Origin of the sequence: Actinoallomurus sp. NPDC052308 (assembly GCF_040679195.1) — a bacterium.
GTDB lineage: Bacteria > Actinomycetota > Actinomycetes > Streptosporangiales > Streptosporangiaceae > Actinoallomurus > Actinoallomurus liliacearum.
Genome location: NZ_JBFAUM010000005.1, coordinates 188,454 through 209,015 on the forward strand (window position 1 = coordinate 188,454; position 20,562 = coordinate 209,015).

Annotated in this window: 18 protein-coding genes; 4 read left to right on the forward strand and 14 right to left on the reverse strand. The window is 72.3% G+C overall.

Features of this window, described 5'->3' with window-relative positions; all coding sequences use genetic code 11:
* Position 1: 1 nt before the first annotated feature.
* The 4 genes from AB0L00_RS17995 to AB0L00_RS18010 form a co-directional block, all read right to left on the reverse strand.
* Positions 2 to 871 (reverse strand): geranyl diphosphate 2-C-methyltransferase, encoded by an 870-nt coding sequence (locus tag AB0L00_RS17995; protein WP_345351140.1) that lies wholly within the window; start codon positions 869 to 871, stop codon positions 2 to 4.
* Between the two features lie 113 nt (positions 872 to 984).
* Entirely contained in the window at positions 985 to 2,169 is a 1,185-nt protein-coding gene (locus AB0L00_RS18000; protein ID WP_364434990.1) for a family 2 encapsulin nanocompartment cargo protein terpene cyclase, read from the reverse strand.
* Between the two features lie 53 nt (positions 2,170 to 2,222).
* The gene (locus AB0L00_RS18005; protein WP_364434993.1) at positions 2,223 to 3,650 is read right to left on the reverse strand and encodes a family 2B encapsulin nanocompartment shell protein; all 1,428 of its coding nucleotides are present in this window, start codon (positions 3,648 to 3,650) and stop codon (positions 2,223 to 2,225) included.
* A gap of 234 nt (positions 3,651 to 3,884) precedes the next feature.
* Positions 3,885 to 4,718 (reverse strand): AraC family transcriptional regulator, encoded by an 834-nt coding sequence (locus tag AB0L00_RS18010; RefSeq protein ID WP_364434996.1) that lies wholly within the window; start codon positions 4,716 to 4,718, stop codon positions 3,885 to 3,887.
* Between the two features lie 72 nt (positions 4,719 to 4,790).
* Here AB0L00_RS18010 and AB0L00_RS18015 point away from each other — a divergent pair, with 72 nt between their 5' ends.
* The 3 genes from AB0L00_RS18015 to AB0L00_RS18025 all read left to right on the forward strand — a co-directional run bounded on the left by AB0L00_RS18015 (position 4,791) and on the right by AB0L00_RS18025 (position 6,836).
* Positions 4,791 to 5,201 (forward strand): DUF2000 family protein, encoded by a 411-nt coding sequence (locus AB0L00_RS18015; RefSeq protein ID WP_364434999.1) that lies wholly within the window; start codon positions 4,791 to 4,793, stop codon positions 5,199 to 5,201.
* A 157-nt stretch (positions 5,202 to 5,358) separates the two neighbouring features.
* Positions 5,359 to 5,931: an NUDIX hydrolase gene (locus AB0L00_RS18020; RefSeq protein WP_364435002.1), complete on the forward strand. Its 573-nt coding sequence runs from the start codon at positions 5,359 to 5,361 to the stop codon at positions 5,929 to 5,931.
* Positions 5,932 to 6,107: 176 nt separating this feature from the next.
* Complete coding sequence (locus tag AB0L00_RS18025; protein WP_364435005.1) at positions 6,108 to 6,836, forward strand: AAA family ATPase; 729 nt, start codon at positions 6,108 to 6,110, stop codon at positions 6,834 to 6,836.
* A gap of 129 nt (positions 6,837 to 6,965) precedes the next feature.
* On the opposite strand, the gene gap is transcribed toward AB0L00_RS18025, so the two are convergent.
* The 3 genes from gap to AB0L00_RS18040 all read right to left on the reverse strand — a co-directional run bounded on the left by gap (position 6,966) and on the right by AB0L00_RS18040 (position 9,960).
* Entirely contained in the window at positions 6,966 to 7,964 is a 999-nt protein-coding gene (gene gap, locus AB0L00_RS18030) for a type I glyceraldehyde-3-phosphate dehydrogenase (RefSeq protein WP_364435008.1), read from the reverse strand.
* A 135-nt stretch (positions 7,965 to 8,099) separates the two neighbouring features.
* A complete protein-coding gene (locus AB0L00_RS18035; RefSeq protein WP_364435010.1) occupies positions 8,100 to 9,047 on the reverse strand; it encodes a DJ-1/PfpI family protein in 948 nt (315 codons plus the stop codon).
* A 169-nt stretch (positions 9,048 to 9,216) separates the two neighbouring features.
* Positions 9,217 to 9,960 (reverse strand): SDR family oxidoreductase, encoded by a 744-nt coding sequence (locus AB0L00_RS18040; protein ID WP_364435013.1) that lies wholly within the window; start codon positions 9,958 to 9,960, stop codon positions 9,217 to 9,219.
* A 99-nt stretch (positions 9,961 to 10,059) separates the two neighbouring features.
* Between AB0L00_RS18040 and AB0L00_RS18045 the strand changes: the two genes are divergently transcribed.
* Positions 10,060 to 10,980: a LysR family transcriptional regulator gene (locus tag AB0L00_RS18045; protein WP_364435016.1), complete on the forward strand. Its 921-nt coding sequence runs from the start codon at positions 10,060 to 10,062 to the stop codon at positions 10,978 to 10,980.
* Here the strand turns inward: AB0L00_RS18045 and AB0L00_RS18050 are convergent.
* Genes AB0L00_RS18050 through AB0L00_RS18080 form a run of 7 tightly spaced genes read right to left on the reverse strand, consistent with a single transcriptional unit; the run spans position 10,943 to position 20,538 of the window.
* Positions 10,943 to 11,587, reverse strand: a complete 645-nt coding sequence (locus tag AB0L00_RS18050) for an SIS domain-containing protein (protein ID WP_364435019.1) — start codon at positions 11,585 to 11,587, stop codon at positions 10,943 to 10,945. The genes AB0L00_RS18045 and AB0L00_RS18050 overlap by 38 nt on opposite strands.
* Positions 11,584 to 12,387 carry a hypothetical protein gene (locus tag AB0L00_RS18055; protein WP_364435021.1) on the reverse strand — a complete coding sequence of 268 codons (804 nt, stop codon included), beginning with the start codon at positions 12,385 to 12,387 and terminating at the stop codon, positions 11,584 to 11,586. Before AB0L00_RS18055 ends, AB0L00_RS18050 begins: the two co-directional genes overlap by 4 nt.
* Positions 12,384 to 13,781 carry a trehalose-6-phosphate synthase gene (locus tag AB0L00_RS18060; RefSeq protein WP_364435024.1) on the reverse strand — a complete coding sequence of 466 codons (1,398 nt, stop codon included), beginning with the start codon at positions 13,779 to 13,781 and terminating at the stop codon, positions 12,384 to 12,386. Before AB0L00_RS18060 ends, AB0L00_RS18055 begins: the two co-directional genes overlap by 4 nt.
* Before the next feature lie 41 nt (positions 13,782 to 13,822).
* Entirely contained in the window at positions 13,823 to 14,785 is a 963-nt protein-coding gene (locus AB0L00_RS18065) for a transketolase C-terminal domain-containing protein (RefSeq protein WP_364435027.1), read from the reverse strand.
* On the reverse strand, positions 14,782 to 15,699 hold the full coding sequence (locus AB0L00_RS18070) for a transketolase (RefSeq protein WP_364435030.1): 918 nt from the start codon (positions 15,697 to 15,699) through the stop codon (positions 14,782 to 14,784). Before AB0L00_RS18070 ends, AB0L00_RS18065 begins: the two co-directional genes overlap by 4 nt.
* Positions 15,689 to 19,477, reverse strand: a complete 3,789-nt coding sequence (locus AB0L00_RS18075) for a beta-ketoacyl synthase N-terminal-like domain-containing protein (RefSeq protein ID WP_364435033.1) — start codon at positions 19,475 to 19,477, stop codon at positions 15,689 to 15,691. The genes AB0L00_RS18070 and AB0L00_RS18075 overlap by 11 nt, the downstream gene beginning before the upstream one ends.
* Positions 19,477 to 20,538 carry a ketoacyl-ACP synthase III family protein gene (locus AB0L00_RS18080; protein ID WP_364435035.1) on the reverse strand — a complete coding sequence of 354 codons (1,062 nt, stop codon included), beginning with the start codon at positions 20,536 to 20,538 and terminating at the stop codon, positions 19,477 to 19,479. The genes AB0L00_RS18075 and AB0L00_RS18080 overlap by 1 nt, the downstream gene beginning before the upstream one ends.
* Between the last annotated feature and the right edge of the window lie 24 nt (positions 20,539 to 20,562).

Consider the following 20,562-nt stretch of genomic DNA (forward strand, 5'->3'; position numbering starts at 1 on the left):
CTCAGACGCGGTCGGCGGCGATCAGCAGGTACTGGAAGCTGCCGCCGGTGTAGGCGTCGAGGAACGCGTTCTCGATGCCGGTGACCAGGCTGGACCGGGCGCGCAGCCGCCAGTATGGGACGGTCGCGGCGGTGAGGTCGACCACGCTGACCGGGACGAGGCGGTTCGCGGCCATCTCCTTGAAATAGGTGCTGCGCGGGTGGATGTCGCAGATGTAGTGCGCGTTGATCTGGCTGACGGCCCGGGACGGCAGCCCGTACGCGTCGTTGTAGCAGCCGGTGATGGTGACGTACCGGCCGCCGCGCCGGAGCAGCCGGGAGTGCTCGGCGAACAGCGAGCCGAGCTCGACGTACATCGTGGACTCGTTGTTCCAGATCGCCTGGAACGCGCCGGTGGGGAAGCCGGTGTCGAGCATGTTGCGCAGGTGGAACCGCACCGAGCCGTCGACCCCGCGCCGCTTCGCCTGCTCGTTCGCGAAGTCGACCTGCGCCTGGGAGATCGAGATGCCGTCGACCCGGCACCCGAACCGTGCCGCGGCCACCAGGCTGGATCCGCCTCGCCCGCAGCCGGCGTCCAGCACCCGGTCCTCGGGCCCGACGGTGCCGAGGTGGTCGAGGAGGAAGTCGGCCTGGGCGGACTCCAGGCGGTGCAGTTCCTCGACGACCCGCTCCTCACGGACCTCCGGCGGGCTCTGCAGCACCGACCAGTCCACGTCGCCGATCCCGTAGTGGTGGTGGTAGATGCCGTCCACCTCGCCCAGCCGCAGGTTGACCGGGTTGCGTTCGGCGTTCCAGTACTCGGCGACCGCGCGCTGGTAGGGGCTGGCGACGACTGCGGAGTCGTCGAGGGCGGGGTCGTGGACGGACGTCATGCCGGCCTCCTCATTACTCATGGTCGGGGGGTGCCGGGCCGGCGCGCCGGTGGCTCGCCGGCCCGGAGTGGCCGCGTGATCCGGGGCAGCGGTTCCCGGATCACGCGGCCGGATCAGCGGTAGCGGCTACTCGTGCTGTGCCATTCGAAGCCGCCACCCATCCATGCCTGCGCGCCGCGCAGGAACCGTTGCAGCTCGACCGACGGCACGGCGGCGAGCCGCTCCTGCGCGGACTGAAAGTCCCGGACGAATCCGTTGTGCAGGCGGACGCAGGTTTCGATCGCCTCGCGCAGTGAGCACTTCTCCTCGGCGGCGACCAGCAGGACGAGGTTGTCCGACTGGTCGTCCGCCGCCTCCCTGGCGACCGAGTGCAGGTCGTTGACGATGACGGCGGCCGTGCCCGCCTGCATCACGGCACGGTGCACCTCCGGCGCGTAGAACAGCTCGGCCGGAAGCCGGTAACCGCCGACGACGTCGATCAACGTCATGGACGTGTAGAAACTGTCGTGCTGCCGGGCGGCGAGGTACCGCCAGGCGGGCGGGAGCCCGCCGCCGTAGCGCCAGGCCGCGTACGCCGTCCAGCTCACGTACATCTGGAACGTCGTGGTGCAGATCCGCATGACCTGGTCCGGAGTGGCGTGCCGGCGCAGGTGGGCGGCGGCCGAGGCCAGCGCCACCAGCACCGGATCGGCCTGGACCGCCTCCTCCAGCGGACCGGTGAACTCGCCCGCGGGCGGCGGCGGGTCCATGGCCGACATCACCAGTGCCAGACGTGGGGGCAGCTCGATCGGAGTGGCCCCCAGCTCGCTCTCGTCGGCGTAGTAGTCGTCGGACGCCCACCACGCGGCGTTGAGCTGCGCGGCGAGCAGGAGCCGGTCGGGGTCGTCGGTGTCGGGATGGGCGAGCATGGCGAGCCGGCCGAACCCGGTGCTGCGGAACGCGTCCAGCCGATCGGCGTAGATGCCCGTCTCCTCGGCCCAGGCGACGAGGGCCTCGTTCACCAGGTGTCCGAGGGCCTCGTCGACGCGGACCGTCTCCGGGCAGTACAGCGGCGGGTACGAGCCGTCGCCCCACTGCCGTTCGGCGTATCCCGGTACGACGCCCCGGACACCCTCGCCCGGGCAGGGGAGCGCGGACCGCTCCGGCGGCTCGGCGGGCGGAGCCGCGGCTCCCTCCGCGGTGCTCGGCGGATCCACGAGGAGAGGTGGCACCTCGCGGACCGCCGACCGAAGCGCGCCCGCCAGCTGGGCTGCGGACGTGCCGAGCCCGGTCGGGCGGATCGGCAGGTCGTGTGACACGTGCGCTCCTGGGAGATCTCGGACGTACGGGCCGGCGGCGGTGACCGTCCGGCTCACGAGCCCGGCGCCGCGACCTCGACGTTCTCCAGCACGCCGAGCGCGTCCGGTACCAGCACCGCGGCCGAGAAGTAGGTGCTGACCAGGTACGACGTGATGGCCTTCTCGTCGATGCCCATGAAGCGGACGTTCAGCCCCGGCTCGTACTCGTCCGGAATCCCCGTCTGGCGCAGGCCGACCACGCCCTGGTCGTCCTCTCCGGTGCGCATGGCCAGGATGGAGGAGGTGTGCCCGTCGACGACCGGGATCTTGTTGCAGGTGAAGATCGGAATGCCCCGCCAGCCCGGGATCCGGCTGCCCTCCCAGTCGACGGGGTCAGGGTAGAGCCCGCGTCGGCTGCACTCGCGCAGGAACGCGGCGATCGCCTTCGGATGGGCCAGGAAGAACCGGGTGCTGCGGCGGCGGGACAGCAGCTCGTCCAGGTCGTCGGGGGTGGGGGGACCCGATCGGGTCTGCATCCGCTGGGAGTAGTCGACGTTGTGCAGCAGCCCGAAGTCCCGGTTGTTGACCATCTCGTGTTCCTGCCGTTCACGCAGGGCCTCGACGGTCAGCCGGAGCTGCTGCTCCAACTGGTTCATCGGCTCGTTGAACAGGTCGGTGACCCGGGTGTGCACCTTCAGCACGGTCTGGGCGACACCCAGCTCGTACTCGCGCGGGGCGAGCTCGTAGTCGGCGTACGTCGTCGGAACGTCCTGCTCGCCCGCGTGGCCGGAGAGCAGCGCGATCTCCGCCTCGCCCTTACGGTTCTGCGGCGCTCGCAGCGCCGCCTGGTACCGCTCGACGTGCGCGGCCAGTGCCTCGGACCGGTCGAGCATGGCCTGGAAGTCCTGGCGGGAGAGCACCAGCAGCGAGCACGTCGTCATGGCGACGACCGTGTGGTCCCACGTGAAGTCCGGGTCCGTCAGCGCGCCGGGGAAGAGGTAGCCGCCGTCACCGACCGGGGCATGCGAGGCCGGCGTGTCGAACGGCCCCGTGGCCAGCCGGTCCACCTTTCCGTGCGCGACCACGAACAGCCGATCGCCGGGCTGGCCGCGCTCGACGAGCGTCTCACCGGCCGCCGCCTCCCGCAGCATGAACCGGCCGGCCAGCTCCGCCAGCACCTCCTCGTCCGCGAACCCGCCCAGCAGCGGGATCTCCCGCAGGCTGGGCGGGAGGATCTGGGCGCGGTTCTCGCTGCCCGTGACGGCGACCCGGCCGCCGCCCACCTTGTAGGTCAGCCGCCGGTTGACCCGGTAGTGACCACCGGACACCTCGACCCACGGCAGGACCCGCAGCAGCCAGCGCGAGCTGATCGCCTGCATCTGCGGCGGGGTCTTGGTCGTCGTCGTAAGGTTCCGCGCCGCCGCGGTGCTGAGGCTCCGCTGGTACTGCTCTTCCGCAGTCTCGTCGGTGGACACCGGCTCCTGCCACGAGGATGACGTCAAACCGAGACCTCCCTTTTTCCGCGCGCGACAGTGCGCTGGGACGGAGAATTGACCTCGCTCGGACCTTCACTTTAGGTGATCGATCCGATACGGATCGTATGGTCGGCCTTTCCGGCGGGACACCCCCCACGCGCGGCAGCCTTCCCTTACCGCCGTCGTACGCGAATGTCGCCGACCGCTATCGGCCAGACACTTATGGTCATCGGCCCGGCGGCGGTCGGGGCCGGGGCTCGGTCAGGCGGGCGTCGGTCGGGCGGCTCGGCGGTAGCGGCCGGGGGTGATGCCGTACCAGCGGACGAACCAGCGGGTCAGGTGGCTCTGGTCGGCGAAGCCGGTGTGCGCCGCGACGTCGGCGAGCGGCCGGCCGAGCGCGATCAGCCGCCGCGCCTCCCGGAGCCGTAGCTGCCGCTGGTAGTCGCTGGGCGCCATCCCGTACACCGCCCGGAACGCCCGGTAGACCCCGAACCGGGTGTGCCCGGCCGCGGCGGCCAGCTCATCGGCGGTGAGATCCTCCAGGTAGGCGTCGTGCAGCCGCGCACGGGCGCGTTCGGCGATGAGGGCCGCGCCGGTCGGTGCGGCGGCGGGCCGGCCACCGGACGCGGCCGCCCGCCGTACGACCGAGGCGACCGTCGCGGTCAGCAGTTCGTCGCGTCGCAGGGCGCTCGCCCCGCCGAGCAGCGCGGAGTGCAGGGCCCGCAGGTTCCGCGCGAGGACCGCGTCGTCGACGACCGGCTCACGGAACAGCGGCAGACCGGATCGTCCGCCGGTGACGTCGGCGAGCACGCCGGTGACCAGCTCGGGGCCGATGTGCACCATCCGGTAGGTGAAGCCGAGCTCGTCGGCGGCTCGGCCGTCGTGCGGATCCTCCGGGTTGAAGGCCATCACCATCCCGGCCGCGCTCGTGTGCGCCCCGCCCCGGCAGGAGAACGCCTGGGCGCCCTCGTCGGTGACTCCGAAGGAGTAACCCTCGTGACTGTGCCGGTGGTAGACGTGCCGTACGAAGTGCGCGTGCATGGCCTCCAGCGGCTCGTCGGCCGAGTGCCAGTAGCGGGACCAGTCGCGCGTCATACCCCGATTCTGGCCCGGCCGCCGCACGAGCGTTCAAGACGGGTCGCGAGCCCGTACGCCATCCTGAGGGCCATGCGTTTCGACACCAAGATCGGCCTCGTCGTACGGGACGACCTCGCGGCCTGGCAGCGGCTCAACGTCACCGCGTTCCTGGCGGGCGGGGTGGCCGCCGGCTTCCCCGAGCTGATCGGCGAGCCGTACGAGGACGGTTCCGGCAACGCCTACCTGCCGACCTTCCGGCAGCCGGTGCTCGTCTACGCCGCCGACGCGGAGGGTCTCGCCCGCGTCCACGACCGCGCGCTCGCCCGCGACCTCCGCGTCGGCGTCTACACGGAGGACATGTTCAAGACCGGCCACGACGAGGACAACCGCGCCGTCGTACGGGAACGCGCCGCCGACGACCTGCCCCTCGTGGGCCTGGCGCTGCACGGCCCGAAGAACGCCGTCGACAAGATCCTCAAGGGCCTGTCCCTCCACCCCTGACGGGCGCGCACCGCGTTGTGGTCAGCCGCGGGCGAGCAGTTCGAGCGTCTCGACGAACCGCGCGGCCAACTCGTCAACATCGCGTGCGAAGAGGCGTGCTGATCGCTACGGCCGCCGTAGGTGGCTGCTTGGGCAGACCGCCGGGTAGCGTCGCCCTGTGACCGAGCCTTCCTCCGAGCGGACCCGCTGGACAATCCACGGCGAGCGCCTGGTCGACGAAAACCCGCACATTCGTCTTTCGATCGCCAGCGTGGAGCTACCGGACGGGGCCAGGTTCGAGCAGTACGTATTCCGCATGCGGCGGTGCGCGATGACGATCGTGCTCGATGAGACCGGCGAGAGCATTCTCTTGATCTGGCGGCATCGCTTCATCGTCGACCAGTGGGATTGGGAGGCCCCCGGGGGTTACGTCGATCCGGGTGAGGACGGCGCGGCTGCGGCGGCCCGGGAAGCCGAGGAGGAAACCGGCTGGCGTCCCCGCAGTGTCAAGTTCCTGCTGTCGTACCAGCCGATGGTCGGCTCCGCTGATGCCCCGCAAGACATCTACGTCGCATACGGCGCCGACCACGTCGGCGAGCCGGAACTCGACGAGGCCGAGGAAGTCCGCTGGGTGCCTATCAGCGAGGCGCAGGAAATGATCGCTCGGGGCGAGATTATGGGCGCAGCGACGATCATCGGTGTGATGCACGCTGCGGCAGAGCGGGCAGCTGCAACCGGGCGTATTGGGTGAACTCGCGGCACTCCCCGGTGTCCCGCTGCTCGGCCAGATCGAGCAGAAGATTCCGGATGTAGGTGACGGCCCGTGCCGAGTGCAGCATGACGGCACGGTCGACTGCTTCTCGGCCCTTCGCACACGCTTCTTCGATCTCTCCCTGGAGGGCGTAGCCGGAGGCCAGGACAGCGACGTTGCACATCGAGCTGTGTCAGCCGATCGACCGTACGCGGTGGCCGCACACGATTCCCGCCGTCGCGGCGCTGGATCACGGGCTGGACTTCCGCCGGCCGCTCACGTTCCTCGTCGGGGAGAACGGCACCGGCAAATCCACGATCATCGAAGCCATCGCCGACGCCTGCAAGATCCCCTCTCAGGGTGGCAAGGCCGGCACGAAGTACGCCAGCGTAGGGGAGCTCACGCCGCTCGGTGAGGTCCTCGACGTCGACCTCACCCCGGAGGGATCCAGGCTGGTCCGCGGGCCGCGGCGGGCTCGTCGCGGCTATTTTTTCCGCGCGGAAACGCTGTTCAACCTCGGGCAGTCCGTTTCCGGCATGTACGGCTTCTGGGAGGAGGACCTGACCGAGCAGAGTCACGGTGAAGGGTTCTTCACCGTGCTCGAGGCGATGTTCAACGACCCCGGCCTGTACCTGATGGACGAGCCCGAGGCGGCTCTGTCGTTCATGTCCTGCCTGCGCCTGGTGTCCCTGATGGATCACCTGGCGGCGATCGGCGGGCAGATCATCTGCGCTACCCATTCCCCGGTCCTGGCCGCCACGCCCGGCGCCGACATCATCGAACTCGGCGACCACGGCCTCCGCCACACCACATGGGACGAGCTGGAGCTCGTCGACCACTGGAAGCGGTTCATGTCCCGGCCAGACCGGTACCTGCGGCACGTCACCGACGACACCGAGCGCTGACCGGACAAGACGAAATGCCCCGCCTCGCCGACGTACGGGGGCTCAAGGGTCCGTCCCTCCACCCCTGACGTGCGCTCACCGCCGGCCGGGGCACGTGCTCCGGCCGGCGGTGAGCGCACCGCGTTGCGGTCAGTCGCGGGCGAGCAGTTCGAGCGTGTCGACGACGCGGTTGGAGAAGCCCCACTCGTTGTCGTACCAGGCCACCACCTTGACGTGCCTGCCGTCGACGCGGGTGAGGGCGGCGTCGAAGATGGACGACGCCGGCTGACCGGCGATGTCGCTGGAGACCAGTGGCTCGTCGGCGTACTCGAGGATGCCCTTCAGCGTGCCGTCGGCGGCGGCGCGGTAGGCGGCGAGCACCTCGTCGCGGGTGACCTCGCGGGAGACCGTGGTGTTCAGCTCCACGATCGAGCCGACCGGGACCGGAACGCGGATCGAGTCGCCCGACAGCTTGCCGTCGAGGTTCGGCAGGACCCGGCCGATGGCCTTGGCGGCGCCGGTGGTGGTGGGCGCGATGTTCACGCCGGCGGCGCGGGCGCGGCGCAGGTCGCGGTGGGGGCCGTCCTGCAGGTTCTGTTCCTGGGTGTAGGCGTGCACCGTGGTCATGAAGCCGTGCTCGATGCCGGCCAGGTCGTCCAGCACGGAGGCCAGCGGCGCCAGCGCGTTCGTGGTGCAGGAGGCGCTCGAGATGATCACATGCTCGCCGGGGACGTAGACATCGGTGTTCACGCCGTACGCGAGCGTGACGTCGGCGCCATCGGCGGGGGCGCTCACCAGCACGCGCCTGGCGCCGGCGCGGAGGTGGGCGCGGGCGGCATCCGCCTTGGTGAAGCGGCCGGTGGACTCGAGCACGATGTCGACGCCGAGGTCGGCCCAGGGCAGGTCGGCGGGTTCGCGTTCGGAGAGCACCGTGATGCGGCGGCCGTCGACCACGAGGTCGGTCCCGTCGACCTCGACGGGGCGGCCGAGTCGGCCGAGCGTGCTGTCGTACTTGAGCAGGTGCGCGAGGGTCTCGGGGGCGGTGAGGTCGTTGACGGCCACCACTTCGAGGTCGCTTCCACGCTCCAGTAGGGCGCGGAGTGTGCTGCGCCCGATGCGGCCGAATCCGTTGACGGCGATGCGGGTCATGAAGGCTCCTTTCGTCCCGTCCCCATGGTCGGCACCTGAGCGCGAGGCTGACAGTGGCCTGAAAGACAACGTGCGCAAGGATCACGCCACGTCTTTCGCCACTGACCGCAAGGATCACGCCAACTCGTCCTGAGCTCAGGCCGAGAAGGTGTGGCGGTACTCCGTCGGGGAGGTGCCCAGGATGCGCTGGAAGTGCAGGCGGAGGTTCGCCCCGGTGCCGAGCCCGACGCGATCGGCGATCTCCTCGACGCCCAGGTCGGTGCGTTCGAGCAGTTCCCGTGCCAGGTCCACACGCGCCCGGAGCACCCACTGCATGGGCGTGTAGCCGGTGTCCTCGACGAACCGCCGTGAGAAGGTGCGCGCCGACACCCGCGCGTTGCGGGCGAGCGCTTCGAGGGTCAGCGGTTCGGCGAGGTGCGCCAGGGCCCACTCGCGCGTGCTCGCGAACAGGTCGCCGAGCGGCTCGGGCAGGCTCCGGGGAACGTACTGCGCCTGCCCCCCGCTGCGGTACGGCGCGGCCACCAGCCGTCTCGCCACGTGGTTGGAGCGCGCGACGCCGTGGTCGCGGCGCACCAGGTGCAGGCACAGGTCGATGCCGGACGCCGCGCCCGCCGACGTGAGCACGTCGCCCTCGTCCACGAACAGCACGTTTTCGTCCACCCGCACGAGCGGATGCCTCTCGGCGAGGGCCTTCGTGTAGTGCCAGTGGGTCGTCGCCCGCTTGCCATTGAGCAGGCCCGTCGCCGCCAGCGCGAACGCCCCGGTCGAGATGGCCGCGAGCCGGGTCCCGCGCTCGTGGGCGGCCAGCAGCGCGCCGACGACCGCCGCCGGCGGTTCCGTGGTCGCCGGTTCCCGGTAGCCGGGGATGAAGACGGTGTCGGCGTGCTCCAGGGCCTCGAGACCCTCGGCCACGTGATAGGAGAGGCCGTCGCCGCCGGTCACCAGGCCCGGCGCCGCGCCGCAGACCCGCACCTCGTACGGCATGTTCGGCCGGTTGGAGAACACCTGCGCCGGGATGCCGACGTCGAGCGGCTTCGCGCCCTCGAGCACGAGCACGGCGATGTGGTGGTTCCTCCGGCTCATCGGGCCCTCCTTCGACCGCCCGCCCAGTGGCGTGGATGACGGCTGTCGCAAGCATCCTGCCACTGGTCGAGCGGACGCCGGAGTGCGACCAGGCGTCCAGACGGCCACCACCCGCCCGCTCTCGCCGCCGCAGCCCGGATGAACCGGCGAACCTATGCGGTCAGAGAACCTAGAGTTGCGAAGCCCCTCCGTCGACAGGGAACTCCGTTCCCGTCGAGAAGGTCGCACCGAACGCCAAGTACGCCACCGCCGCGGCCACTTCCTCGGGTGCCCCCAGCCGCTGCATCGGGTTGGTGCTCCGGTAGGTGTCCTTCATCGTCTCGACGACGTCGGCCGGCAAGGAGCGGTCCAGGATGCCCGAGTCGATCGGGCCGGGGCTCACGGCGTTGACGCGCACCTTGCGCGGCAGCAGCTCGCGGGCCAGGGTGCGCGTCATCGACCGCAGGGCTGCCTTGCTCGCCGAGTAGACACTGAGCGCGTCGAGGCCCCGGACGTTCACCACCGACGTGGTGAGGACCACGCCGCTTCCCTCGCGCAACAGCGGCGCCAACGCCTGCACCGTGAAGTACGGCCCCTTGGCGTTGATGTCGAACAGCGCGTCGTACATCTCCTCCGTCGTCGAGTCGACCGGCGCGGACGCAGTGACACCGGCGTTGACGAACAGCGCGTCCACCGCGCCGAACCGCTCCCGGACCGTGCCGGCCAGCGCCTTGATGTCCTTCATCGACGCGGCGTCGCTGCGGACGGCGACCGCCTTGTCCCCCAACTGCTCCAGCGCGGCGTCCAGCGTGGATCGGGTGCGGCCGGTGATCAGTACATGCGCCCCACCGTCCGCGAACAACCGCGCCGTGGTCAGGCCGATACCGCTGCTTCCACCTGTGATCACGATCTTCTTGCCGTCATAAGTGGTCATGCCCTTAAGCCAAATACCCGCCCGCACGCCCTGTCCAAGGCCTGTTCCGTATGCCGTCATGTCCCAGGCGTATGACGGCGCGCGACGTACCCTGGGCGAATGGACGTTGATCTGCGGCTCGTGCGCTATTTCACGGTCGTGGCGGAGTACGGCAACTTCGGCCGGGCCGCCACCAGGCTGCACCTGGCGCAGCCGTCGCTGAGCCGCCAGATCCAGCGACTGGAGGCTCAGCTCGGCGTCCGGCTCTTCGATCGCTCGCCGCAGGGCAGTAGCCTCACCGACGCCGGTCAGGCATTCCTTCCCAAGGCCCGGATACTGCTCCAAGGGGCCGAGCAAGCCGCTCGCACGGCCAGAGCCGCCGTCCAGCCCCGTACCGTCACCATCGGCTACGCCGAAGGACTGGTCATTACCGCCTGTGTGCAGGAACTGCGCCGCCGGCACCCTGACGGCCAGGTCCGCACCCGACACCTCGACTGGCGGGACACCCGCGCCCTCGCCGAAGAGCGGGTCGACGCCCTCGTGGCGTACAGGCCCCTATCCTTCCCCACGGACGGCTTCCGGGTGACCAAGCTCCATGAGGAGTCGCGGGTGCTCGTCACGTCGGCGAGTCATCATCTGGCGAACGAGAAAGCTGTCAGCCTGCGGGCTCTGTCGGACGAGGAACTGGTGGCCTGCGTCAGCACCCCGGTTGTCTGGAGCACGCCCAAGCCGGTCGGCGACCGCCCGGCACCACCCCCGCCCACGGTCGACGACAGCTACGAGGACAAGCTCGAACTCATCGCGACCGGCCACTGTGTCGCGATCTTCCCTGCCGGCGATCGACGCGCCGCTGTGCGCGAGGACATCGCCCTGGTGCCTGTCATCGACATCGACCCCTGCGAGGTCGTGCTCGTCACGCGCGCTGACGACCCCAACCCGCTGCTCGGATCACTGGAAGACGTCGCACGTACATTGCTCGGCACAGCCCCGGGCGGGGATAAGGCTAGTCCGCCGGGTGGCGGGCTGCGACGCGCTCCTTGAGGAGGCCGACGAGGATGTGGTTGATCGACAGCATCAGGTCCTCGAAGTGGAAGTTGTTGTCGTTCTTGCCGACCTGGCCGGGGAACCGGGACGTGCCGGGCACGACCAGGCACACCTCGGCGAGTTCTCTGCACCGGCCGCCGTCGCCCTTGGTCATGGCGAATGTCCCGGCCCCCGCGGCGGCCGCCACCTCGAGGGCCTTGGTCACGTTCGCGGAGTTCCCGCTGCCGGAGTAGGCCATCACCAGGTCGTTCGCGGTGACGACGGGGGCCAGGGCCGCGGCGAACATGTCCTCGAAGCCGATGTCGTTGACGAGTCCGGTCAGCTCGGCGGCCGACCCGCACAGGTTGACGAAGGACAGGCGCCTGACGTCGGCCGGGAGCGGCCGGGTCTTGTCCTCCGTCACGAACGGATGATGCTTGAAATCGCAGTAGAAGTGGTCGAGGGTGCCGGCGTTCCCGCCGTTGGCCATGGCGTAGACGGTGCCGCCCCGGTCGTAGGTCGCGAACAGCATCTCGGCGGCGCGTTCCAGCACCGCGACGGGGAAGGCGTCGAGGATCCGGCGCTTCTCGGTGAGGTACAGCTCGATCGTCTCGGCGAGGCTCATGACCGGCCGCCCGCGTGCTCGGCGTCGATCCGGCCGTGGCCGCGCCCGGCGTCGTCCTGCCACCGGATGACGTCGTCCAGCTCGGGGGTGGAGATCTCGATGGAGGTGTAGTCGGTCCGCGCGATCACCCGGTGCAGCTCGCCCGGTGGGTTGGTCCAGCCGGATCGTGGACCGTGGACGGTCGTCGTGAGGGAGCCGATGTCGATCACCGCGGTCAGGTCCGCCGGGGCCATCGCTCCGCTCAGCACCGTGGCCTCTCCCTCGATGACGTAGTTCGTCTCCAGCTTCTGCTGGTGGGACTGCAGCGACGACTGGTGCCCCTCGGTCATCCGGATGCGCTTCAGCGCGTACGGGAGGTCGGGGAGGTTCTGGGTGTACCAGACCTCACTGCCCCAGGGCTTGTCCACCGTGTAGTCCGAGACGTCCGGACAGGGACGGGCCACCGCGTCCGGGAACGCCGGCCCGGTCGCCTCCTCCGTCTCGCCCAGTACGGACCCGGCCTCGATGAGGATCGCCGGTTCCACATCGGTGTTCGCGATCCGGTAGACGCAGCCCGGGAGGGCGTGCCAGCCGTCCAGGTATTCGTACGTCGCCGACTCGGTGCCGCGGGCGCGCGCGGTCTCCAGCCTGACCCGGCCCTGGATGACGACGAACGTCCGGTGGTCGCGGGCATGGGTCCGGAAGGGGGTGGCCTGTCCGGGCTCGATCGTGTGCTCCGCGAACAGGTAGGCGCCGGCGGCCGCCTGGTCCGCCAGCCGGCCGATTCGTCCGTATCGCGTGGTGACCTCGGTCGTCTTCACCGTTCCACTCCCATCATCCGCTTCAGCCAGTCGGTCGCGTCCTGGTCGCGCAGCAGCCGTCGTGCCGCCGCCCGCCCCGCCGGGTCCGTACCGCGCGTCATCGCGTCCCGCAGCGCCGAGGCGGTGGCCTCGACGTCGAACGGGTGCACCGGCGTCACGTGCTCGGCGAGTCGTTCGTAGGCGCCCGCGTTGACCGACAGCAGCAGCCGCCCGCGTTCGCCGAGGTAGAGGGCCTCCTTGGCCACCAGGTTCATGCCGTCGAACGTCGGGTTCACCAGCGTGAGGTCGGCCCCCGACAGGGCCGCCACCACGCAGTTCCGCGTGGTCGCCAGGTCCGGGTAGACCAGCGAGACCGCCGGCCGGCCGGGCGCGCCGAACCGCTCGTTGAGGTCGGCGACGAGGTCCTCGCACTCGCGCTGGAGGTCGCGGGTGCGTTCGGTGGGGCGGCCCGGCGGGGTGGCCACCGCGCAGAACCACCAGTCCCGGGCCAGCCCGGGTTCGCGCTCGAGCACGCTCCGGTACGCGGCGAAGCCGCGCGGCAGGTTCTTCCACAGGTCGATGCGGTCGGCGCGGACGATCATCCGTCGGCCGCCGGCGTCCCGGTCGAGCCGCGCCCGCCAGCTGGCGGTGGCGGGCTCGTCGCGCAGCCGCTCCACCATCGCGACGTCCAGCGGGAACGGCGCGACGGTCACCCGCGTCCGGTGCCCGTCGAACGTCGCGCCGTCGTCGTCGACCGCGCAGCCGGGCAGGAACCGCGCGCAGCAGGCCAGGAAGGCCCGCGCCCACCGGGTGCAGTGGAAACCGATCACGTCCGCGCACAGCAGGCTCGTGAGGACGCGGTCGCGGATGTACGCGGGGAGCACGCCGAAGTAGTCGGGCTCGCACCAGGGCAGGCCCTGGAAGAACGCGATCCGGCCCCGGCGTTCCGCGCGCCGCCCGAGCATCTCCGGTACGAGGAACAGGTGATGGTCGTTGACCAGCACGAACTCCTCCGCCGACCCCGTCAGCAGCGCCGCCACCCGGTCGGCGTACGCCCGGTTGACCGCTTCGTACGCCGACCACGCCTCCGCGAGCCGCCCGCCCGGCTGCCGCGCGGTGTCGAGCAGGTAGTGGAACAGCCACAGCAGCAGGCGCACGCCGATCGTCTCGTAGTGCTGTTCGACCGTCGCCGGGGGCAGGCGCAGCCGGTGCAGCGTCACGTCGCCGGGCAGCCGCGTCACCTCGACGGGCTCCGGGCCGGGCGGGCCGTCGGCGGGCATCGTGCAGACCCAGTCGCCGCCGTGCTCGCCCAGCAGCGTGGCCAGCAGCGGGACCAGGCCGCCGGGGGAGCGGGGCAGCAGCCCCACGCCGTCCTGCCACCGCGGCGCGCTGTTGCTGCAGACGATCAGTCTCAATCCGGTCGCCATCCTCGGGTCGGCGGCTGTCTCGGGCGGCCTCACCGCGGAGCGTCCTGGAGGAGCGCGGCGACACGGTCCGCGATCCCCGGCGCGTCCAGGCGGTACCGGCGGTAGAGGTCCTCGGGCGGGCCGGCCTGCCCGTAGTCGGGTACGGCCAGTACGTCATAGCGGGGCTGGTCGGGGAGGCCCAGCACGATCCGGCCCAGCTCGTCGGCGAGCCCGCCCACGGCGTAGTGGTCCTCGACGACGAGCACCTGCCGGTGCCCGCCGACGAGGCGCTCGACCGTCGCCCGATCCACCGGCAGCGACGACACGTTCACCACGGTCGGCGCGATCCCGCGCGCGGCGAGCCGGCCGGCCGCCTCGACCGCGACCGGCACCGTGCCGCCCATCGCGAAGACGACCACGTCGGCGCCCGCGCGGACCACGTGCGGGATCCCGAACCGGAACCGGTACCCGTCGGCGTGCACCTCCGGCAGCGACTGCCGGCACAGCCGCAGGTAGCTCGGGCGCCGGTCGGTCGCCAGGTGGGCCGTCATCTGCCAGGTCTCGACGCCGTCGGCGGGCTGGAACACGCCGACGTTCGGCAGGGTGCGCATCAGCGCCAGGTCCCGCAGCCCCATCTGGGTCGGGCCGTCCCGCCCGATCGCCAGCCCGGCGTGGGTGCCGACCAGGACGACGCCCGCGTCGTTGAGCCCGACCGTCTGGAAGATCTCCAGGAACTTCCCGGTCAGGAAGTGGCCGAAGCTCGCGACGAACGGCCGGAACCCCTCCTGCGCCAGCCCCGCGGCCACGCCGATGGCGTTGGCCTCCGCGATGCCGCACTCGAAGAACCGGTCCGGGAACTCCTCCTTGAACGGCAGCGTCCGGGTGGCCTTGGCGAGGTCGCAGTTCACCACCACGACGTGGTCGTACTCACGGGCGATCTCGACCAGCGCGGTCCCGAACCAGTCCCGTGTCGACGTGCTGTGCCCTTTGGCTCCCCCGCTTCGCTCGGTCATAGGTCCTGCTCCAGGAGGGTTTCCAGGTAGTCGACCGCGGCCGCGTACTCCGCCGCCGACGGAAGGTCGCTGTGGCTGCCGCGGAGCAGGACGCGGTCGGGGCCGAGTCGGCCCTTGCGGGTGTGCGCGATGATCACCGAGGGCCGGTCGCGGTCGCGCCGGCGGAGCACGTCGCGCAGCGCGCCGTGGTCGTGGCCGTCCACCTCGTCGACGTGCCAGCCGAACGCGCGCAGCTTCTCCGGCAGCGAGTACAACGGCAGGATGTCGGCGACCGCGCCGTCACTCTGGCCGCCGTTGTGGTCGATGATCGCCACTAGGCCGGGCACCCGGTGCGCGCCGGCGTACAGGAACGCCTCCCACACCTGGCCCTCCTGGCACTCGCCGTCGCCGAGCAGGCAGTACACGGTGGAGTCCCGGCCGTGCAGCCGCCGGGCCAGCGCCCGGCCGACCGCCACCGACAGGCCCTGGCCGAGCGCGCCGGTGCTGACGTCCACCAGCCCGAGCCGCGTACGGTCCGGGTGCCCCTGCAACCGGCTGTCCAGGGCCCGCAGCGTGCCGACCTCCTCGGCGGGCAGGTCGCCGTCGACGATCAGCGCTGCGTACCACGCCGGTGCCGCGTGGCCCTTCGACAGGACGAACACGTCGCCCGTCGACCGGTCCGCGCGCCGGTCCATCTGGTCGAACTTCAGCACGCCGATGATGTCCGTACAGGACAGCGACGATCCGGCGTGCCCGGATCCCGCCCGGTGGATCATCTCCAGCAGGACGAGCCGGCAACGGGTCGAGAGCCGCGCGATCCGCGCCGCGTCGGCGCCCGCCGCATCGGCCCGTTCGGCCCGCGCCGCATCGGCCCGTTCGGCCCGGGTCACGTCGGCTCGTTCGGCCGGGCCGGCGACCGTTCGCTCACCCCGCATCGGCGCTCCCGTTCGGGGCGGACACCAGCCCGGCGATGTAGTCGGAGACCGCGACGATGGTCGGCTGCCGCCACAGCAGGGTGGTCGGCAGCGAGCAGCGGAACCGCTTCTCCAGCCGGCGGCGGACGACGACCGTCAGCACCGAGTCCAGGCCCTGTTCGACCAGTGGGCGGTGCGGCGACAGGTCGGCGGGGTCGAGCCGCATCTCCTTGGCGATCTGCGCGCCGACCTCCTGGATCAGGAAGGCGCGCAGATCCTCTGGTCCCAGCTCGGCGAACGACTCGGCCGGTCCCGCCCCGTCGGCGCCGTTCTCCCGTGCGGCCGGCGCGTCGATCACCGGGTACCGCAGCCCGTCCAGCCGGCCGACGACGGCGCCGGCGGGGTCGGTCATCCGTACCTGCACCGTGTCGGCGCGATCCGGGTCGAGCCAGACCTCGATGTGCACCGTGTCCGGCGGCTTCCCGACCGCGACGAGCCGGTCGACGTGCGTCACCATCCGCAACAGCGGGTCGCCGGGGAACGCGCTCGGCGCCACCGACATCGCCGCGTCCAGGACGGGCGCCCAGGTGTCGGACGGCCCGCACCGGACGCGGGCGCGCAGTACGCCGTCGCCGCGCAGGAGTTCCTCGACGGTCCAGTCGAACCCGGTGCCGGGTACGCCGACGGCGGCGAGCCGCTGCGTCACCGAGCTCGGATCGGCCGGGGCGAGCGGCCGATCCGGCGGGGTCGGCCCGTCTCCCGGTTCGGCGGCGGCCGTGGCGTTGTCCGTAGCCGTAGCCGTAGCCGTAGCGGTGGCGGTGCCTGTGGCGGAGACGATCAGCTGCCAGGGGGCGTCCGGTTCGCCGGCCGTGCGGGCGGCCAGCCGCAACTCCGCGCCCTGCCGTACGACCTGGACCTCGCGGCGGTCGGCGGTCAGCAGCGGTGCGGACATCGTCACCTCGCCGAGCGCCTGGCCGCCCGAGGCGGCGAAGAACGTCACCGCCAGCACCGCGGCCGGCACGATCTCCACGCCCTCGATGGCGTGGCTGCCGGGGTAGGGCCGGGTGTGGTCGTCCAGGGCGGTTCGCCAGAGCCGGACGTCGGTCCCCGCCGGTTCGACGCCGTCGCCGAGCAGCGTGTGCGCGTCCGGGTCGTGGCCCCGGCCGCCGGCGTCGGGAGCCGACGGCGCGCGCCAGTGCCTGCGGTGCTGCCACGGGTAGGTGGGGAGTGCGACGGGCCCGCCGGCCGGCTGCAGTCGCCGCCAGTCGACGTCCAGGCCGGCGCAGTGCGCGGCGGCCACGCCCGTCAGGAGGGTGTCGCGGGCCGGGCGGTTCCGGCGCAGCGACGCGCCGACGAAGACGTCCTCGTGCCCGGTCACGCTCAGCGTCTCCAGTACGGAGTGGGTGACCACCGGGTGCGGGGAGATCTCCACGAACGCCCGGTAGCCGTCGGCGGCCGCCGCGCTCACCGCGTCGGCCAGGCGCACCGGCCGGCGCAGGTTGGTCGCCCAGTACGCGCCGTCGAAGCCCGGTGCCGCACGCGGGTCGTCCAGCGCCGTCGAGTAGACCCGCAGGTCCGGGACTCGGGGCGTCAGGTCGGCCGCGGCGGCGGTCAGCTCGGCCAGCAGCGGGTCCATCTGCGGCCCGTGGAACGCCACGTCCGAGGCGACCCGGCGTCCCGGGGTGCCCTCCTCGAGCCAGCCGGAGAGCACCTCGGCCACGGCGTCCGGCTCGCCGGAGACGACCGTCGAACCGGGGGAGGACGCGATCGCGGCGACGACGTCGGCGCGGCCCGCCAGCCGCGCGGCCGCGTCGGCGAACGGAAGCTGCACCATGGCCATCGCGCCGCGACCGGCGACCCGCCGCAGCAGCCGGGACCGCCGGCAGATCAGCCGGGCGCCGTCCAGGCGGCTCAGCGCCCCGGCCGTCACGGCCGCGGCGATCTCGCCGACGGAGTGGCCGATCACCGCGTGCGGGCGCACGCCGTACCCGCGCCACAGCTCGACCAGTCCGAGCTGCATCGCGAAGATCATGGTCTGGACCCGGTCGACCTCGGTGAGCCCACCGTCCGTCAGCACCTCCCGTGGGGAGAAGCCGATCTCGGCGGCGAACACCGGCTCCAGCTCGTCGATCACCGCGGCGAACGCCGGTTCGGTCGCCAGCAGCTCCCGGCCCATGCCGGCCCACTGCGAGCCGTGGCCGGAGAACACGAACACGGGCCCGGGACCGGGGTCGGTGAGCACCCGCCCGGTGGTGACGGCGGCGTGCGGGGTGCCGGCGGCCAGGGCGCGCAGCCCGCCGGTCAGCGCGGCGGCGTCGTCCGCCGCGACCACCGCGCGTTCCGCCAGGTGCGCCCGGCGCAGCGCGAGCGTGTGCCCGACACCGGCCGCCGGGCGGTCACCGGCGGCGTCGGCCAGCCTTCCGGCGGCCTGCCGCAGCGCCGTCCGCGACGCGGCGGACACCGGGAACAGCCGGCCCGCCGTCCCCTCGTCGGCCGGCGAGGCCGGTGGCGCCTCTTCGAGGACCACGTGGGCGACGGTCCCGCCGTAGCCGAAGGCGGAGACCGCGGCCCGGCGCGGGTGCGCGGAGTCCGGCCACGGTGTCGGCGCGCCGACCACGCGCAACCCGGCGCCGGCCCAGTCGACGGCCGGGGTGGGCGTGTCGAGCCGGCTCGGCGGGAGCTCGCCGCGCTCCAGGGCCAGGACGGCCTTGACCAGGCCGGCGATGCCGGCGGCGCCCTCGAGGTGGCCGATGTTCGACTTGGCCGAGCCGATCAGGCACGGCCGGTCCGCCGGGCGGCCGGCCCCGTACACGGCGCCCAGCGCGGCGGCTTCCAGGGGGTCGCCGACCGCGGTGCCGGTGCCGTGCGCCTCCACGTAGCCGACCGTGCCCGGCTCGATGCCCGCCTGTCGCAGCGCCCGGCGCATGACGTGCTCCTGTGCCTGGCCGCACGGCGCCATGATGCCGACGGTGCGGCCGTCCTGGTTGACCGCGCTGCCGCGGACGACGGCGAGGATCCGGTCCCCGTCCGCCATGGCGTCGGAGAGCCGTTTGAGCACCACCACGGCCGCGCCCTCACCGCGTCCGTAGCCGTCGGCGGCGGCGTCGAAGGACTTGCTGCGCCCGTCCGGCGCGAGCGTGCCCGCGGCGTCCAGGGTGAGCGTCTCGCCGGGGGACAGGATGAGGTTGACCCCACCGGCCAGCGCCACGTCCGTCTCCCCGGCGCGCAGCGCCTGCACGGCCAGGTGCACCGCGACCAGCGACGCCGAGCACGCGGTGTCCACCGCCAGGCTCGGGCCGCGCAGGTCCAGGGCGTACGACACGCGGTTGGCCACCGCGCACGTGGCCGCGCCGATCCCGGTCCACGCCTCGATGTCGGGCAGGTCCTCCAGCAGCCGGTGCCCGTAGTCGCCGGTGCAGACGCCGACGTACACGCCCGCGTCCGTGCCGGCCAGCGCGTCCGGCGACACGCCCGCGTGTTCGAGGGCCTCCCACGCGGTCTCCATCACGAGCCGCTGCTGCGGGTCCATCAGCTCCGCCTCACGCGGCGAGAGCCCGAAGAACTCCGCGTCGAAGTCCGCGGCCCCCTCCAGGAAACTGCCGCGCGGGACGGTGCGGCGGACCGCCGCCGCGTACGACGGGCCGCGGTCGGCGTAGTCCTGCCAGCGGTCCGCGGGCGCGGGCCCGCTGGCGTCCCGTCCCTCGCGCAGCAGTTCCCAGTACGCGTCCGGCGAGCCGGCGCCGCCGGGCAGACGGCAGCCGATCCCGATCACCGCGATCGCCTCGACCGGTCGGTCCATCAGGCATCGCCTCCCCGTGTCCGCGCCCAGACGGGCGACTCGAGTACCTCCACGACGGCGGCCGAGATGGTCACGCCGGGTCCGAAGCCGAACATCAGCAGGTGGTCGCCGGGGCCCAGGCCGCCGGTGCGGACCAGGTGCTCCAGCGCGAGGACCTGGTCGCTGGCCCCGCAGTGGCCGATGGTCCGGCCGAACTCCCAGGCAGAGCGGGACGCGGGCACGCCCAGCCGCATCTCACAGACCTGGTCGGCGATCTCCCGGGAGGTGTTCATGCACGACACCCGTGTCACGTCGTCCGGTTTGATGCCGGCCTCCGCCAGCGCCTGGTCGATCACCTCGGCCATCCGCTCGTCGAGCGTGACCAGCACGCGCGTGCCGTCGCCCTCGACCACGGCTCGCCTGCGGAACTCGTCGTTGTGCGCGGCGAAGTCGACCGTACGGCCCCCGAGGATGCCGGGCGGGAACAGCGGCTCGGCGCAGCGGTGCATCTCCTCGGCCTGCGACACCGACACCGAGCACACCGACGCCAGCCGGGCGAACCCCGGCTCGGTGTCGAGCACCACGGCGCTGCCCGCGTCCCCGGCGACCGCCCCGGGCAGCATCCGCCACCGGTCCACCAGCGGGGTGCCGTAGTTGTCGGCGGCGACCAGCAGCGCGGCCCGGCGGCCGGGCACCGCCCGCAGGTGGCAGGCGGCCAGTTCGAAGGCGGTGAGCATGCCGTTGCAGCCCTGCTTGAGCTGGGTGGCCAGCACCCCGTCGCCGACGAGATGGCGTTGCACGTACGCCTGCGGCGGCCAGCCCTCCGGGCCCTGGTGCCAGGTGGAGGTGTACAGCAGCAGGTCGAGGTCGGTTGGGGACCGCCCGCTGCGGGCCACCGCGCTCCGCGCCGCGCGCAGCGCCATCTCCGGCGCCGGGACGTCGCCGGCCACCGCGACCGAGGCGAGCCCGTGCAGCTCGACCTCCTCGGCGGTGTACCGGCCCGCCGCCACGGCGTCGTCGACGCTCACCGTCGCGGGGACGTACGACCCGACCCCGCTGATGTACATGTCCGCCGTCTCCATGCCGCCTCCCCGTCATCCCCCGTC